This window comes from Leclercia sp. UBA5958 (assembly GCF_002430365.1).
Lineage (GTDB): Bacteria > Pseudomonadota > Gammaproteobacteria > Enterobacterales > Enterobacteriaceae > Enterobacter > Enterobacter pneumoniae.
The window spans coordinates 269514-285813 of the sequence record NZ_DJCE01000007.1 but is presented as its reverse complement, the minus strand read 5'-3'; the positions used below and the strand labels follow the sequence as shown (position 1 = coordinate 285813).

General features: G+C 51.9%; 15 protein-coding genes. 6 read left to right on the top strand and 9 right to left on the bottom strand.

What is annotated here, in order from left to right; all coding sequences use genetic code 11:
• Positions 1 to 147 precede the first annotated feature (147 nt).
• Positions 148 to 666, bottom strand: a complete 519-nt coding sequence (locus B2Q93_RS10765) for a CbrC family protein (RefSeq protein WP_286932901.1) — start codon at positions 664 to 666, stop codon at positions 148 to 150.
• Between the two features lie 333 nt (positions 667 to 999).
• Positions 1000 to 1902, bottom strand: a complete 903-nt coding sequence (locus tag B2Q93_RS10760) for a LysR family transcriptional regulator (RefSeq protein WP_286933416.1) — start codon at positions 1900 to 1902, stop codon at positions 1000 to 1002.
• A gap of 152 nt (positions 1903 to 2054) precedes the next feature.
• Here B2Q93_RS10760 and B2Q93_RS10755 point away from each other — a divergent pair, with 152 nt between their 5' ends.
• Positions 2055 to 3251: an MFS transporter gene (locus tag B2Q93_RS10755; RefSeq protein WP_286932899.1), complete on the top strand. Its 1197-nt coding sequence runs from the start codon at positions 2055 to 2057 to the stop codon at positions 3249 to 3251.
• Between the two features lie 198 nt (positions 3252 to 3449).
• Here B2Q93_RS10755 and B2Q93_RS10750 read toward each other — a convergent pair whose 3' ends face one another.
• On the bottom strand, positions 3450 to 4331 hold the full coding sequence (locus B2Q93_RS10750) for a LysR substrate-binding domain-containing protein (RefSeq protein WP_286932898.1): 882 nt from the start codon (positions 4329 to 4331) through the stop codon (positions 3450 to 3452).
• 109 nt (positions 4332 to 4440) lie between these two features.
• Between B2Q93_RS10750 and B2Q93_RS10745 the strand changes: the two genes are divergently transcribed.
• Positions 4441 to 5022, top strand: coding sequence for a nuclear transport factor 2 family protein (locus B2Q93_RS10745; protein WP_286932897.1), 582 nt, complete (start codon positions 4441 to 4443; stop codon positions 5020 to 5022).
• Between the two features lie 11 nt (positions 5023 to 5033).
• Here the strand turns inward: B2Q93_RS10745 and B2Q93_RS10740 are convergent, their stop codons facing one another.
• On the bottom strand, positions 5034 to 5726 hold the full coding sequence (locus B2Q93_RS10740; protein ID WP_286932895.1) for a hypothetical protein: 693 nt from the start codon (positions 5724 to 5726) through the stop codon (positions 5034 to 5036).
• Between the two features lie 142 nt (positions 5727 to 5868).
• Here B2Q93_RS10740 and B2Q93_RS10735 point away from each other — a divergent pair, with 142 nt between their 5' ends.
• The 3 genes from B2Q93_RS10735 to B2Q93_RS10725 all read left to right on the top strand — a co-directional run bounded on the left by B2Q93_RS10735 (position 5869) and on the right by B2Q93_RS10725 (position 9589).
• On the top strand, positions 5869 to 6426 hold the full coding sequence (locus tag B2Q93_RS10735) for a histidine phosphatase family protein (RefSeq protein ID WP_286932893.1): 558 nt from the start codon (positions 5869 to 5871) through the stop codon (positions 6424 to 6426).
• Positions 6427 to 6866: 440 nt separating this feature from the next.
• Positions 6867 to 7454, top strand: coding sequence for a DUF4142 domain-containing protein (locus tag B2Q93_RS10730; RefSeq protein WP_040076684.1), 588 nt, complete (start codon positions 6867 to 6869; stop codon positions 7452 to 7454).
• A 302-nt stretch (positions 7455 to 7756) separates the two neighbouring features.
• A complete protein-coding gene (locus B2Q93_RS10725) occupies positions 7757 to 9589 on the top strand; it encodes a glycoside hydrolase family 15 protein (protein WP_286932892.1) in 1833 nt (610 codons plus the stop codon).
• A gap of 70 nt (positions 9590 to 9659) precedes the next feature.
• Here B2Q93_RS10725 and B2Q93_RS10720 read toward each other — a convergent pair whose 3' ends face one another.
• The 5 genes from B2Q93_RS10720 to betT form a co-directional block, all read right to left on the bottom strand.
• Entirely contained in the window at positions 9660 to 10598 is a 939-nt protein-coding gene (locus tag B2Q93_RS10720; RefSeq protein WP_286932890.1) for an IdsF, read from the bottom strand.
• A 774-nt stretch (positions 10599 to 11372) separates the two neighbouring features.
• Complete coding sequence (locus tag B2Q93_RS10715) at positions 11373 to 11657, bottom strand: TonB-dependent receptor domain-containing protein (RefSeq protein WP_233801089.1); 285 nt, start codon at positions 11655 to 11657, stop codon at positions 11373 to 11375.
• Between the two features lie 76 nt (positions 11658 to 11733).
• Positions 11734 to 12573, bottom strand: a complete 840-nt coding sequence (locus tag B2Q93_RS10710; protein WP_052953253.1) for a sugar phosphate isomerase/epimerase family protein — start codon at positions 12571 to 12573, stop codon at positions 11734 to 11736.
• Positions 12574 to 12954: 381 nt separating this feature from the next.
• Positions 12955 to 13296, bottom strand: coding sequence for a DUF6572 domain-containing protein (locus B2Q93_RS10705; protein WP_046884373.1), 342 nt, complete (start codon positions 13294 to 13296; stop codon positions 12955 to 12957).
• Between the two features lie 245 nt (positions 13297 to 13541).
• Positions 13542 to 15575, bottom strand: coding sequence for a choline BCCT transporter BetT (gene betT, locus B2Q93_RS10700; protein ID WP_046884374.1), 2034 nt, complete (start codon positions 15573 to 15575; stop codon positions 13542 to 13544).
• Between the two features lie 128 nt (positions 15576 to 15703).
• Here betT and betI point away from each other — a divergent pair, with 128 nt between their 5' ends.
• Entirely contained in the window at positions 15704 to 16291 is a 588-nt protein-coding gene (betI, locus tag B2Q93_RS10695) for a transcriptional regulator BetI (protein WP_046884375.1), read from the top strand.
• The last annotated feature ends 9 nt before the right edge of the window (positions 16292 to 16300 follow it).

Sequence of the window (16300 nt, the reverse complement as noted above, 5' to 3'; positions counted from 1 at the left end):
ACATTCGCGGAATCAGAAGGGGCCACACGATATGGCCTAAATGGCCCTGAAGGTCCGCTCTGAGCAAAAGCGGACGTTAACATTTATCAAAGAACGCAAACGTGCATATCGGCATCGTGGCGACTCAACTCTCTTTGTTCCCAAGAACTATGAGAAATCCCAATTAAGAACGATAGCGTTGCAGTGTTTACACGAGAATTTATAAACCCCCTGATCTCCTCCGGGTTGATACCCGCTCATAAAGGTATCCCAGTCATTCCGGCTTTGGTCGTATCTTTCCATCCAGATTTGGATAGTTTTTTCATCTGCTTTGATTATATCCTGAGCAGTAGCATCGCCATGATATTCACACGCATCATTACAATGCGTAGCCCACTCCTGATCTTGCCAGGTAAAGATGCCCGGTGTGCGGCAAGTAATTTCACTCGAGACGTTCTCATCGACACATTCAGGATCTATTTCATTAAAAAAATCGACTAAGCCGGATTGAACAGCCTCACCAGTTTGAATGCAATCCGGACAAAGGCTGGCATCATTATCCGCCGTGGAATATTGGGGGCCGTTATATTTAGCATTGCTAATTTTTTTACAGCAATCACAAGTAAATGACTCATCGGCAAATACTGTCGATAAGTAGTCGTCACTCATATAATTAAATCGGGACATATCTCATCCTTAATTTACCCATGCACTTATTGGCACAATAACACAGGGAAAGCGTTATACCTACGGACACGAAGGTGTCGTATACCCTCCCTGATAAGTGCTATAGGCAAGTCGATTACCTGGCGTTTCTGGACGCCCCGCCTATTCAAAATGACCGGTTTCTGGGACAGATACGCAAACAAAGCCTTAACGCAATGATTCACCTTTCGACAGTTGGGGTAAATAAACTTCCGCTTCTGGCGCAAAGCGAGCCAGGTTGTGAGCCAACGTCCGCTGTGAGCAAAAAGCGGATACTACATTCGCAAGCGATCCCCCCAAATGCCCCATGCAGACTTAACAGATCTCATCCTCGTCCCGAAAAAGCGTTTCGGCCATAAAGTCGATGAACACGCGTATTTTAGGTGAGAGAAACTTGCTTGAGGGCCATAACAATCTGAACGTACCCTGATGCGCGATATGCTGATCAAGGACGAGCTGAAGTTGGCCTGTCGCCAGAGAGGGCCGTATCATGAAATCCGGCAGGCAGGCTATGCCCAGCCCTGCCAGGGCAACATCCATCAGTGCGGCCGAGGTGTTGCATATCATCGTTACTGGTGGGCTTACGACCGGTGTATCAGAGGATGTTTTCAGCGGCCAGGGTTCAAGCCTGCCCGTACTGGGAAATCTGTGGTGCAGGCAGGCATGCTGGACCAGATCGTTAGGGGTTTCGGGTACCCCGAACGCTTCCAGATAGCCCGGTGAAGCAACCAGCTTTAGTTGATAGTTGCCCAGCGTGCGTGACATAAGGCGTGAATCAGCCGGTTCACCGGTACGCATCACTACATCGAATCCCTCTTCAATCACATCTACCATGCGATCCGAAAAATCCACATCCAGCTCGACCTCGGGATAACGATGCATGAAGGCGGTTATGGCAGGCATCACCAGCATACCAACAAGAGGCATACTGATACGCAAGCGCCCGCGGGGTTGTAGTCTGGTTTCAGAAAGCTCCAGCTCGGCGGCTTCCACTTCGCTCAGAATGCGGCGGCATCGTTCAAGGAACAGACTGCCCTCAGCGGTGAGCCTTATGCTTCGCGTGCTGCGGTGAAACAGGCGGACGCCCAACCGCTCTTCCAGCCGGGAGACGCTTTTGCCTACCGTTGATGAAGAAACGCCAAGGTTACGCCCGGCCCCGGAGAAGCTCAACGCTTCTGCTGCCTGCACAAAAAAAGTGATACCACTCAGTGATTCCATCATTAACAACACTTAAGAATATTTGTCCGATATGTTTTGAACATTAGCATTATTGTCCTGAATAAGTAACACCCGCATTATGGCTGCTACCCACTTCCTCTGGCGGCCCCGGTTAACAAAGACGGGGCTCCGCCGCGCAGCAAGGCACAACTATGACTGATTCAACTCTCACTCAGCGTCAAAATGCTGAACATGATCGGCTCCCCATTGCCGCGCTTTTGGCGCTCGCCCTCGCAGGGTTCATTACCATTGTGACAGAAGCTCTCCCTGTGGGATTGTTGCCGCAGATTAGCGCTGGCATGAATATTTCGGGCGCGCTGGCCGGACAGTTCGTTACGCTTTACGCTGTCGGATCGCTGGTGGCTGCTATCCCTCTAATTACCGCCACGCAGGGCATGCGTCGCCGCCCGTTATTACTGCTCGCGCTGGCAGGATTTGTTGTCGCAAATACCGTCACAGCGTTCTCTGTTAATTATGTCATTACGATGGCGGCGAGGTTCCTGGCCGGCGTTTCAGCCGGGCTCGTTTGGGCATTGCTGGCTGGCTATGCCGCACGTATGGTGCCAGACGAAAAGAAAGGCCGGGCTATTGCCATAGCGATGGTCGGCACTCCACTTGCTCTGTCGCTTGGCGTGCCTGCCGGCACTCTTCTTGGCAGCCTGATCGGGTGGCGCATGTGCTTCGGTATCATGAGCGTGATGGCGGTGGGGTTGATGGTATGGGTGCGTATCCGGGTGCCTGATTTTGCGGGGCTGGCTGCGGGTAAACGCCTGCCGCTGGGACAGATTTTGACGCTTGCAGGCGTCCGCCCGGTGTTATTTGTGGTACTGACGTTCGTCCTGGCGCACAACATCTTTTATACCTACATTGCGCCGTTTCTGGCATCCATGGGCATGGCTGAACGAACTGACCTGATATTGCTGGTTTTTGGTGTCGCGTCGTTACTTGGTATTTGGGTTATCGGCGTATTCGTTGACCGATATCTGCGCCTGCTGACGCTGATCAGTACGGTACTGTTCGCCCTGTCTGCGTTTGTACTGGGAGTGATGAATGATATGCCGGCTGCGGTTTATATGGCAGTTGCCGTCTGGGGCTTATCCTTTGGTGGCGCTGCAACCTTATTCCAGACCGCCATTGCCAGAAACGCGGGTGACTCCGCTGACGTGGCACAATCCATGCTGGTCACAGCCTGGAATCTGGCGATTGCCGGCGGCGGTATTGTCGGGGGTATATTGCTTGATTCCTTAGGGTCTACCGCTTTCTCACCTGCGGTCGTTTTACTGCTGCTCTCAGCACTGGCGGTGATCTGGGCTACCAGGCTGCACGGTTTTCCGACAGAGTCGGTATAAAGGCACGCCCTGCGTCAAAATGGCATTTTCGCTTCCCCCTGCAGGACCCGCAGGGGGAACTGAAATCGGGTAAAAGCGAGAGACAGACACCTGGTTTTATGGCTTAAGGGGCACGCCACGTAGAGAATCTATTTATTAGGCTCCTCAACAAAGCGGCGTTGTCACATCCCTCTATTCGTTTTTACTGGTGTCACCCACTCAGGCGGACCGGCTAACCAACTTCAGGTAGGCTTTAACACTTTCACTGGTTTCTTGCTCACGACTGATAAGCACCAGATTAGCGGTTAAATTGGGTTCAATCAGACGACGATAAACCAGGCCCGGAATATGCACCTGCTGCAAAGGCGCTGGAATGAATGCCAGCCCCAAACCGGTAGCAGCCATAGCAAGTATGCTCAGCGTGCTACCCGATCGATAAGCAATGTGACAATCTTCCCCAAGCCGCTGGGTGAGAGTGATAAAAAGATGCTCATGTGCGTCGTGAGCGTCATAAATAATGAGGGGTTGCCCGGCAAGCATGTCTATCGTTAGGCATTCATACTGAGTAAGCGGATGATCCTCAGTAAGTGCAACCCGTATTTCCCAGTCGCCAATACGTCTGACAGCCAGATCTGATGCCGTAATTTTGCTGTGCACGGGCGTATACCCTATGTCCAGTTGCCCGGCTAAAATGGCCTCAACCTGTTCTTGCGGACCGACCTCATGGATCATCAGTTCTGCATCAGGAAAGCATTGATGAAACAGACGTAGATCGGCTATCAGTTTGCCACTGAAGATGGCATTTCCGGCAAATCCCACCCGTACCCGGCCCGTCTCCCCCCGAATCGCGCGTTCCACGGTAAGCCTGGCACGCTCGGTCTGCTCAACTATCCGCTTTGCTTCAGCCTGCATTAACAGCCCCGCTTCTGTAAGCACAACCCGACGGCTGGTACGGACGAAGAGGGCCCCTCCCAGTTCGGCCTCAAGCGCCTTGATTTGCATACTCAGGGCGGGCTGAACAATGTTAAGCCTCTTCGCGGCACGACCAAAATGGCCCTCTTCCGCGACGGCTAAAAAGTAACGCAGATGACGTAAATCCATTGCTGCACCTATCAATAATTAAAAATGATTGATTAGTAAAATCAATATATTTCATTTTATCTTTTATGTTGGGCAAACTGAATCCTGTCAACGTACCGGAGCAAACGCAATGAACAATCAACTGCAAGACCGTCAACAACTTAACGATTTAGTGAATGGCTGGATGCACAGAGATCTTGGCGAATGGGCACAATTACGAAACCTTTTCCATCCTGATGGCACCATTGAAATCACCTGGTTTGAAGGGCTGGCGAGTGATTTTGTAGAGGGTTCAATGCGGATGGGGGCGTCGGATTTGCGGACTAAGCACCTGATCGCCTCCCCCGCTGTGACATTTAATGACGCAGGTAATAAAGCCATTCTGGAAACCAATGCAATCATAATTGCTGAAAACGTGAAGTTGAATATTGGCTGTGAATGCCACAATCGCTTTTATGATTTGGCAGAAAAAAGAGAGGGGGTCTGGAAACTCTTTCGCCGTCAGAGTATTTACGACATCGGCACATTTACCTTCCCGTTAGGTCCTGTCGAAATTGATCGGAATATTGCCCTGAAATATCCACGAGAATATGCAGCGCTGGCTTACTTACTGGAGTGCAGCGGGTTTCCACTCGGGCGCGTATTTGCCACCCGGGGCAGCGAACTTGAAACAGCAATGAAAGCCGAAGGTCAGCGCTGGCTAACAGCCTGATGGAGAAGAGTTCATTTTGTGCCGTAGCGGAATGGATAAAATTTTGTCCAGTTGTAACTTATCCTCGCTAATGTCAATTCTCCGGCGACATCGCCGTAATCATTATTCTGACGTTCTAAGAAAAACTGACGCACCGCAGCAGGTAAATAAGCAGCGTGGTAGCGCAGAATCGTGCTGTGCCAGAACGGAGCGGGTAATGGCGTGTTGCTGTGGCGCATCAGTAACTCCTCTTTCCAGCGAGACGCCAGAATCTCTTCGCATAACGACTGGCGCATCGTTACCGCCGCTTCCTCTGGGATCCCAGCCAGTAACAACTGGCTGGGTAATACGACTAAGCGAAGGTGTCTGATAACAATTTTTTTCGAATCGTATCCCGTCCAGATAGTCGTCAATTGCCGAACTTTATCAGGCAATGGCTCGTTGACCTGATACAGCGGCAGAGTCAGAGGTAAGAAAGTGAAATGAAAACTCTCTGTCGGCAGAATATCGGCGAGGGGATCGTTACTTATAACGGCGTTTAATTCATTAACCAGGCGTGACACAGGTGATGGCATAGCGGGTTTTATGCCCGTTGCCAGAGCAAGTTTTACCGGGTCGTAGTAGCTATCTTCTCTGATCTCCCCGATCCCAGCATTTTCCTTCCATATCGCTAACGTGTTTAAATTTGTTGAACGATAAATGTCTGGCAGACGTAATGATTTCATGAGTGACCCAATGCCGCAGAGATGAAAAGACCATAAGGTGCGATTTCCCCCCGTACGTCAACCCAAAAGATGGTCGTAGTGATCCCTGGCTTAATCGCGTTAGTCTGCCACTACCTAAAAGGCCACAGGGAATAAACGCGGTATGGAAATTATTTTAATGCGTCATGGAAAGCCTGCTTATGAAGGCTCCCCAAAGGTAACGAGTCATGAAATGGCAAACTGGATAACGGAATATGATCTCTCTGACACAGGAGATAATATGCCGCCTGAATCCAGTAAACGCTTAGCCTCCAGCGCATCACAAATCATAAGTAGCCCGCTTCCCAGAACGCTTTCTTCCCTCAGAGCATTAGGGTGTGAACCGGATGTCGTCGATAAGGCCTTCAGGGAGGCTGACCTGCCGGTATTCGCCTTTCCCGGCATCAGATTATCCCCATCCCTCTGGGCTGCTCTCTTCCGCGTCATGTGGATCTGCGGCTTTTCCCGTAAAGTGGAGTCGATGAGAATAGCAAAGCGACGCGCTAAACACGCTGCGAATATTCTCGTCAGGTGTGCAAAAATATCCGACGGGCCTGTGCTGCTCATGGGGCATGGCGTGATGAATCGACTCATTGCAAGAGAACTGAGGTCGTTGGGTTTGAAGGAGCATCGTTGTCAGGGGAACGGTTACTGGAACGCAAGGCGTTACAGATTTCATTAATTAAATCTCTATCTCCCGCAACCGAGGGCAGCAGGAAAATTTGGGTCACTGTTATCAGAATAAAACATAAAAAAAACCGCCATCCTTAGTCAGCAAAATAGAGAAGGTGACTGATTTTTCAGTACCGTCTGTATCGACAGTTAATGCGCCTATTATTTTGTTCCTGTGTCAGCATACCTGGTTGCGTTGACGCGAAGCGAATAGGTATGCAAATCCCTGCGTGATAAGCCCTGTAAAAATGGCGCACCGGGCCCTTTTCAGGCCAGCTCAATCTCCAGCGTGCGTCATTTCCTGCCACCCTCCGACCAGGAATATAGCTTAATCTGCTATCCCTCCTCGCCTGTCCACTATACTGACCATTGCAGTTGTCGATTTTGCAGGATAAGACGCACGATTCAGTCTCTGACATCAACCCTATCCATGACCATCAGGAGAGCAACATGCAAAAGTGTAAGACCTTGAAAGGACTGCTGATTGCATCATCAGTCGCCGCAATGTTCAGCACTGTCGGTGTGCATGCCCAGGCGACGAGCGCCGCGCAGAGTGACGCCTCAGCCCAGACCAGCTCGACCGGATCGATGGCTAAGCTCAGTTCCGGCGATGAAAAAGCGCTGAAAGACATGGCGCAGGCCAATATCAACGAAGTTGCCGCCGCCAAAATCGCGCTGGACAAAGCCCAGAGCAGTGAGGTAAAAGCCTTTGCGCAGAAGATGGTCGATGACCACGGCAATGCCCTGACCAAAGTGCAGACGGTCGCTAAGCAAAAGGACGTAACGCTGCCGACCGAGCCGGACGCTCAGCATAAGGCGATGGCCGACAAGCTGGAAAAAGAGAGCGGTGACGCATTCGATAAGATGTATATGGAAAACGCCGGTACCAAAGACCATAAAATGGTGCTGTCTAAACTGCAGAGCGATGCCAAAAATATCAAGGATCCGGATGTGAAGGCTCTGGCCGACGAGCACACCCCGGTCGTTGAGATGCACCTGAAGGCTGCCGAGCAGATGAAGATGCCGGCCGATAAGTAAGCGGATCGTTTGCCAGGCGCAGGGCGCTGCGCCTGGACTCGTACCCGGCAGCATGGCGCAAACCAGGCGAAGGAGCGCTTCTGGCTACGGCCAGGCCTAGGATTAAGCTGCCTTTGATATGCCCGGCCCTCCTCTCCCAAAAAAGGTATTTCAACGTGTTAGCGCTGTCGGCATGACGCGTTAAGCCCGGCACATTCTCAAAAACTCCTCTCCGAAAGCGCGATATCCATCACAGTATGCCAGGCTTTATAGGGTTCACCACAACGTGACGACAACGCGGCCCGCTGCACCAGACATAAGGGATGACTCATTTGAAAAATGCTAAATACACGATGCCGTTACGCGAGGAGGGGTTCATTGGCCTGGGGGATTATGCCGCGATCGGCGAAGGCCGTTCCGTGGCGCTTATTGCCCCGGATGGCTCAATCGACTGGTGGAGTGCGCCGAATCTCGACTCGCCGCCCCTTTTTGATCGTCTGCTTGACCCGACCATCGGCGGTTTTTTTAGCCTGACGCCCGCGGTTGAGTATACCGTCACCCGCGCTTACCGCGAGGACAGCAACGTGCTGGAGACCCGTTTTGAGACGGAGGATGGCACGGCGTTGTTAACCGAGTCGATTAACAGTACCCTGGCGGGACGCCTGCCCTGGAGTGAACTGGCGCGGCGGCTTGAAGGTGTGCGCGGTACGGTTCCTTTCCGGCTCCAGTTGCGGTTCGGCACCATGATCGAAACGCGATCGCCCTGGCGGTCAGACACCTTCAAGGGCAGCGTTTACCATATCGGCGATCTGATGGCGATGCTACACACCAGTGAAAACGTCGTCATCACCCATGCCGATGACGAGGAGATCGAAGCGGAAATCACCCTGAAAAAGGGAAGCCGCGAGGTGGTTGCCCTGCTCGTGACCCAGAGCGAACCGCTGGCGGTGCCGGATATTCAGGCGATAGATAATCGCATCGAAACCAGCCACACCGCCTGGCAGGACTGGGTGAAGGGGCTGAAATATGATGGTCTGTATAAAGATCACGTTATCCGCTCTGCGCTGGCGCTGAAGTTTCTCTGGTATTCACCAACCGGCGCGCTGGCCGCGGCGGCTACCACCTCCCTGCCGGAAGGGATCGGCGGCGAGAAAAACTATGATTACCGCTTTGCCTGGGTAAGAGATGCCTGTCTGATCATCAAAGCCTTTACCTATCTGGGTACCCTGGAAGAGTGTAAGGCAGCGTTTTCCTGGCTGTCGAAAACCATTATTAAACACGGTCCGGAGATGCGGGCCTGTTATACCCTGGAAGGCGATCTGGTCCCGGAAGAGTGGTATGCCGAACTCCAGGGTTACCAAAATTCGCAGCCGGTACGCATTGGTAATAATGCCCGCAACCAGCGCCAGCTGAGCATGTATGCCGATATGCTTGGGGTGGCAAAGCTGTTTGTGGAAGCAGGCCACATTCTGGATACGGGCACGTCACGCTTTCTCGGGCATCTTGCCAATCAGTGCGCTGACCGCTGGCGCATGAAAGACTCCGGCATCTGGGAGCTACCGGACGAGCATCACTATACCCATTCCAAAATGTCCTGCTGGCTGGCGCTGGACTGCGCCGTGGTGCTGGCGGAGGCTAGCCATATTGAACCCACATGGAAGGCGCGCTGGGAGCGCGAGCGGGATCGGATCCGGGACTGGGTGGAAGAGCACTGCTGGTCCGATGCCCATCAGTCCTACTGCTTTTACGTCGGAGATGGCGGCAAGCTGGATGCCTCGCTCGCCCTGGTTTCACGCTACGGTGTGAAGGTCAATCCGAAACGCATGAAGCTGACCTATCAGGCTATCCAGCGCGAGCTGGGTCACAATAGCGCGATGGTCTACCGCTACAGCGGGGTTGAACAGGAGGAGAGTACCTTCATTGCCTGCTCATTCTGGCTGGCAGAGGCCTGGGCCTCGATGGGCGATCCGAAGATTGCGGGGGAACTCATGGAGGAGATTCTGGGGACGCTGTGCCACCGCGGCAATGTTGAAACGTTCAATGAGATGTTTGATACCCGCACCGGCGAGTGGGTGGGTAATATGCCCCAGGGACTGAGTCATCTTGCGCTTATCTGCGCAGCGCAGGCCATCAGTGAGCATCACGGGCACGAATAAACCTGAAACGCCGGGCAATTCAACGCCTCTTAGTGCGGCAAGGTGTTGCATTCACCTTGCCGCCCCGCCGTTAGCGGACTAATACAACCTTGCCATCAATCATTGAGAACAGGGGATTCCATGTATAAATCACTTTCCCTTTGGCATCCTGGAACATCAGCGGAGAGTTCTGGAAGAACCCGACGCCAAGCCGGAAAAGACGCCCGTCGCGATAGCGTAGCAGGTGATATTTTTCCCAGTCTATTTCCACGGGTGTGAGTTCTGGCGCAGCAACATAGGCGGGTAAATCATTCGAGACAAATATCATCTCCGGCGTGGTGGCTTCGGCCCTGGCCATTTCCGCTGACGACACTTTTGCGGTACGTTTCAGGCCATCGATATCGCGACGTTTTATCTGTGCCCAAATATCTTCATAGGCCTTACGAATTTTGGGGAGATCGTTCTCCGTGACTGGCGTTGCGTTCACCCATGACCAGACAGGCAGGTGCTGCAGGGAGAGTGCGCCCTGCATTTTATATAACCCGTAATCGCGCTCTAATTTGCTATAGCCCTCGGTGAATTTCTCCCCGCGTGTAGCGTTGACCGAATAAAGAGCGGTGATGGCTTTTTTATCGTTCACCGCCAGGCGATAGTCGGCCAGCCTGACGCTCTCCTTTTCCGTTTCATACGTAATGGTGACCTGGCACGAGGAGTCGGCAAAGAGCGTTTGCGGATCTTCAGCATCCTGCGGCCCCATCAAAAGCTCAATCTGGTTGCTGCCGTTCTCCAGAAAGGTGGTCATATTTAACCCGGCAGAGAGGGTGCCGTCATCATCCGTCGTATTATCAAACGCGGGGAGATCGTTCACGCGCAAGAGGCAGGTGCTTTTGGTCGAGGTAAACGCAAAAAGATATTTTCCTTCTACATTCTGCTGAGCACTGGCTATAAAGGCGGGCAGCAACAGCAATATTGCAAAAAGAGCAGTGCGACGCTTTCCGTTATGTTCGTTTTTTTTTGTTATGTTTCGCATAAAAATCCGTTTCACTCTGGTCACTGAATATCTTTTATAAGCGCAGGCTAGTAGAGGGGATACCTTAACGCAAATATCATGCCGCAATGTATTTAGGTTAGAAAATCCCGAGGAATATCGGGATGATAGAGTAGCAGTTATCCTGTAGTGATAAAAGATAAGGCTTATATTCCGAATGGCACTGAGTCTGCCATCGAGCAGGTTTATGCTTTTCCCCCTCCCCTTAAGCGCCTCTTGTTGCCAGAATCAAAACCACCCTGCCACTTCTTACATTCCTGCCAGAAAAAGAGCTCTGCGAAGGTAAATTTTTCGATTGCGTGAGTGCCAATTGCACTATTACGCTCAATGAAGAGTTTCTGGAAGCGATGTGGGTAACGCACGGCATGCTAAAAGAGATGGATTTAAATGAAGCAGCGAAAGTCACGTTTCTTCAGAAAGGGCTCCTTCAAAGCTAACCAGTGTCAGTAATTTTACGCTTTGCCGATCATACGGGTGGCAAACCAGACATACGGACTGTCACCAGATTTGTTGACAAAGAGTGTATGTATGTCTGAGATTCATCATCAGTTCCGGAATGAATACCGGGAGGAATGCCGCCACCCTGAATATCCTGATTAATGGCTTTACCTACATTAAGATAGCTATTGGTCGAGTCATCGATCGTTTCGCTTTCAATAGCATTCCAGGAATTACTAATAAAACAGGTGATACTGGCTTTTACATTATTCTTATTTTCATAATAAAGCCCCGTTTCATAATTCAGATCGTTTCTGGTTAAAGGTCCGGATTACCAACCGTATTAAGCAGATCGTTACCAGCTATCCCGCTCACGCCATTGTGTAGCTGGCCAGACGAGGGGGTTTTAAATCCGGTAATCCCCCATCCTTTCAACGTCCAGTCATCAAGCATGTTCCATACCAGATACGCGCGTGGGCTGACATGACCGCCGAAGCTGTTATGTTTTTCGTATCGCGCACCCCATGTCAGAATTTGAGGTGATTCCCTGGTTGCGCAGGAAAAGCGGACCGGAACGCATAATGAAATCGTTATTGCGCGCATCTGAGGGCTGATACAGTAAAGACTGTACCAACCCTTAGCAGATCGCTAAAAGAGGCTGTGCAGGAAATCACATCACTTATTTTTCCAGCGCCGCGCGCAGATTACGCAGAGAGGTGGTAATGATGCTCCACGCATCTTTTGGTTTGTCATGCTCGATGATGAACCACTGAACTCCGCTGCCTTTCGCTGCCGGAAGAATACCAGACCAGTCCAACAGTCCTTCCCCGAGTGGAGCAAAGTTCATTTCGTCATCACGGATGCCAATCGACGCATTATCTTTGGCATGAATGGCATAAATGCGCCCCGGATAGGCCCTGAGAAACCGAACCGGATCCTGACCGCCGCGTGATACCCATGCAGCATCCATCTCCAGCTTCAGATTATCAGGTGAAGAATGCTTCAGGATTATGTCGAGGGCCGTTTCTCCTGCATATTTTTTCATTTCAAAATCATGATTGTGATAAGCAAGCTGCAGACCATCGCGATGCAGTTTAGCTCCCAGCGCGTCCAGACGTTTGGCGAAATCAATCCAGCTCTGAGAACTGTCTGGACGATCTTTCGGTTCGATCCAGGGAACAATTAGAGTGTTGTTACCTACTGATTTGTTAAAAGAGACGGTTTTGGCGTAATCGTTTTCGAGTGCTGAAAGCTGCACATGAGCTGACGTAACAGTAAGGTCATTTTTTTTCAGCAGAGAAGCTAACTGTTTTGCACTGAGATCATGTGTTCCAACGATTTCAATGTGCTTAAACCCGGCTTCATGCGCCATGGCAAACTGTTTCTCTGCCGAGCCGACATTACGTAAGGTATACATTTGCAGTGCGACTTCATCATTAACTGAGGCCGCTGAGGCTGAAAATGAGATGAGCGCAGCCGACGCCAGCAGACAGGTACTTATTACTAGACGGTAAATCATAATCTCTCCAGATCAAAAGTAATCGATTACAAAATATAATAAAAAAATGTCGATTACTTCAGGCACGAGCAATCTGAAGAGAAAAATGTGATATAAATCATAGCAATCATGAAATTATGGTTACAAGTTCTACCTCAAAGCCTCCTACAAAGCCGATCAAAGGCGTTGCCAGGACATCCCACTCCTCTTTTGAATTTTCATTTCAACCTGGCTCAGAAAAATGCTACGTCGGATCTGTACTGACGACTATCAGGAAAGGCTAAGGAGTTTCCGCAGGGAGAGTTTCAATTCACAAAGCGCCAGAGTCATGACGGTTCACTATGAGTTCATAGTTCCTTATCAGAGCATTTCAGACTTCACTGAAATAGCAAGATGCGACAGTTATTTGCAGAACTCTACCACCTTCATTTTCAGTTCTATGCCTAATTCATTTAAGCAATCAGTAACATGGTTCAGAAAAGCGTTTGCAAGAGTTGGCGGTTCATATTTAAAAAAGATCTCGATAACTTTTTTTGTCGTTGGAGTGGCAGGTGGAAAACATTGATAGATTTCTCCCGACTCGATAAAACGGAGGTAGGTATTAATTTTTTCCTGAAGCAAATACAGGTGCTCATCCAACGAGGCATCCCACTCAAGATGATCAGAAATCCCCAGATTTACTTCATGCGGAGTTTCTATCGGTATACCAATGCAGTCGATCGTATTGAGGTCTTCTACTGACATAATGTATCTGCTTATCCGGCATACAATGATGAATTATCACCGTAAATTAACATAGACCCTACGTATGAATCATTGCCCCTGCTTAACCTGGCAAGAGTAAATTGAATTCAGGATGGCCCCAGGTACCAGTCAGCCATTCATCCCTAACCCCAAACACATACCGTTTTTCGTGGTGCCTGGCGCTTACGCCAAAAAAAACGGCACCACACTTAGGCATGGCGCCGCTCTCAGTTTAACACTCCAGCTTACACATCCGGGAACATCACACTGTTCCCCGGCGCTTCCCTGTGCAGGTGGATAAAGTTCAGGTGCCGTTCATACTGGTCCAGAATATCCGTAATGACCTGCTCCTTGCTGTAATCCATCAGGTCATTGCCCTGGCTTCCCTCCAGCAGGAACGTCTCAAGCCGGTAGTAGGTTGATTTCCCGCTGCGGGCCCGATAGGTAAAGCCGGGCACGGAATATTGCTGCGGCCAGATCTGGTAAACAAAGTTCTGCTCGTCGCCCATATCCACCAGTAGATCCAGGTGCCCCAGGGTTTCGCCCTCCTCCGGCGGCAGGCTTTTCAGCTCGACGCGCGCGCCGCGCAGCTTCAGCTCCTGAGCCACCTCTTCCATTGCCGGGAAGCAGACCGTCTCCATCATCTGTTTGGTGTAACGCGTGCCCGGGTAGTTCATCAGGCGCGACAGACGTTTCTTCCAGCTCAGGCGGTCCTGCGAGCCCATCGGGCGCGGGGCGGTGTCGCGATTGGCACTTTCGCGGCGGTAGTCTTCCACCTTCAGCGATTTGTACAGCCCGGCCATCACGAAGAAGATCACAAAGCTGAACGGTAGCCCCATGATCACCGTGGTGTTCTGCAGGGCGGAAATGCCGTTGGTCATCAGCATGCCGAGCGTCAGCAGGCCAATGGCGACCGACCAGAAGATGCGGATCCAGTTTGGCGCGTCGCTGTTGATGTCCTTCAGCTTCGAGGTGAAGTTCCCCAGCACCAGCGCGCCGGAGTCCGCCGAGGTGACGTAGAACAGCAGGCCGGTAATAGTCGCCACGGAGGCGCTAAAGGTGAACGCCGGATACTGCGCCAGCAGGCTGTAGAAACCGCGCTCCGGGTGCGCCATCGCCTCCTGAGCAAAGGTCGCATTGCCATGGATAATCTCGTGCAGGGCGCTGTTGCCGAACACCGAGAGCCACAGCAGGGTAAAGGTGAACGGGATAATCAGCGTTCCCAGCACGAACTGGCGAATGGTGCGTCCGCGCGAAATACGCGCCAGGAACAGGCCAACAAACGGCGACCAGGCCACCCACCACGCCCAGAAGAAGAGCGTCCAGCTGTTCATCCACTCCACCGGGCGGTCAAAGGCGAAGCTGTTCAGCGTCATGCCCATAAAGCGGTTCACGTAGTCGCCAACGTTCAGCACCAGCGCGTTAAGCAGGAACGAGGTGTCGCCCATAAACAGCACGAACAGAATCAGCCCCAACGCCAGCGCGACGTTCAGCTCGGAGAGCACGCGGATCCCTTTATCCACGCCGGAGGTGACCGAAATGGTGGCGATAATCACCGACAGCGCAATCAGCGCCGCCTTGGCCGCCATCGAATCCGGGATATCAAACAGCACGCTCAGCCCGTAGTTAAGCTGCACCACACCGATACCCAGCGTGGTGGCGATGCCGAAGATAGTACCGATCACCGCCGCAATATCTACGCTATGCCCAATGGGCCCGTTGATTTTTTTACCGAAAATCGGATAGAGCGCAGAGCGGATAGTCAGGGGCAAATTATAACGGTAGCTAAAGTATCCCAGCGCCATCCCCATCAGGGCGTACATCGACCAGCCGGTCAGGCCGTAGTGGAACAGCGTCCAGACCATCGCCTGGCGCGCAGCCTCCATGGTCTGCCCCGCCCCTTCCGGCGGCTGCATATACTGCGTGACCGGCTCGGCTACGGAGAAGAACATCAAATCGATGCCGATGCCTGCGGCAAAGAGCATCGCGGCCCAGCTCAGCAGGCTGAACTCGGGCTTTGACTGCTCCGGCCCGAGCTTCACCGAACCGAAGCGCGAGCAGGCAATGCACACCACGAAGACGATATAGAGCGTCGCCGCCAGCAGATAGTACCAGCCAAAGGTTTTCGACACCCAGTTGAGGGTGCGCCCAATCCACTCGGCAGAAAAATCACGAAAGAAGATCGTCGTCAGGGAAAACAACAAAATCAGCCCGGCGGAAGTATAAAAAACGACCGGGTTGATTTTGTCTTTTTCTCTGTCTTGTGAAAGGTCTGTCATCCAGTATCCCCACTGTTTTTGTAACTATTGAAATCCAAATCCGCAACAATTAAGACACATTTTATATTGAACGTCCAATCAAAAACCGCTTTAATGTATTACCAACGCTGATGAATGGAGTGGCAAAAATGCCCAAAGTGGGGATGCAGCCAATCCGGCGCAGGCAACTGATCGACGCCACGCTGGAAGCAATAAATGAGGTGGGCATGCACGACGCGACCATCGCGCAGATCGCCCGTCGGGCGGGCGTGTCCACGGGGATCATCAGTCACTATTTCAAAGACAAAAACGGTCTGCTGGAAGCGACCATGCGCGACATTACCGGCCAGCTGCGCGATGCGGTATTAAGCCGTTTACATGCATTGCCCAACGGCAGCGCGGAGCAGCGATTACAGGCGATTGTCGGCGGCAACTTTGATGAAACCCAGGTAAGCAGCGCGGCGATGAAAGCCTGGCTGGCCTTCTGGGCGAGCAGTATGCACCAGCCGATGCTTTATCGATTGCAGCAGGTGAGCAGCCGCCGCCTGCTGTCGAATCTGGTGTACGAGTTTCGTCGTGAACTGCCGCGTGACCAGGCGCAGGAGGCAGGATACGGACTGGCGGCCCTGATCGACGGGCTGTGGCTACGCGCCGCACTGAGCGGCAAACCGCTGGACAAAACCCTGGCCCAGTCGCTCACCAGCCACTTTATTAGCCAGCATTTACCGACCGATTAACCGAGGAGA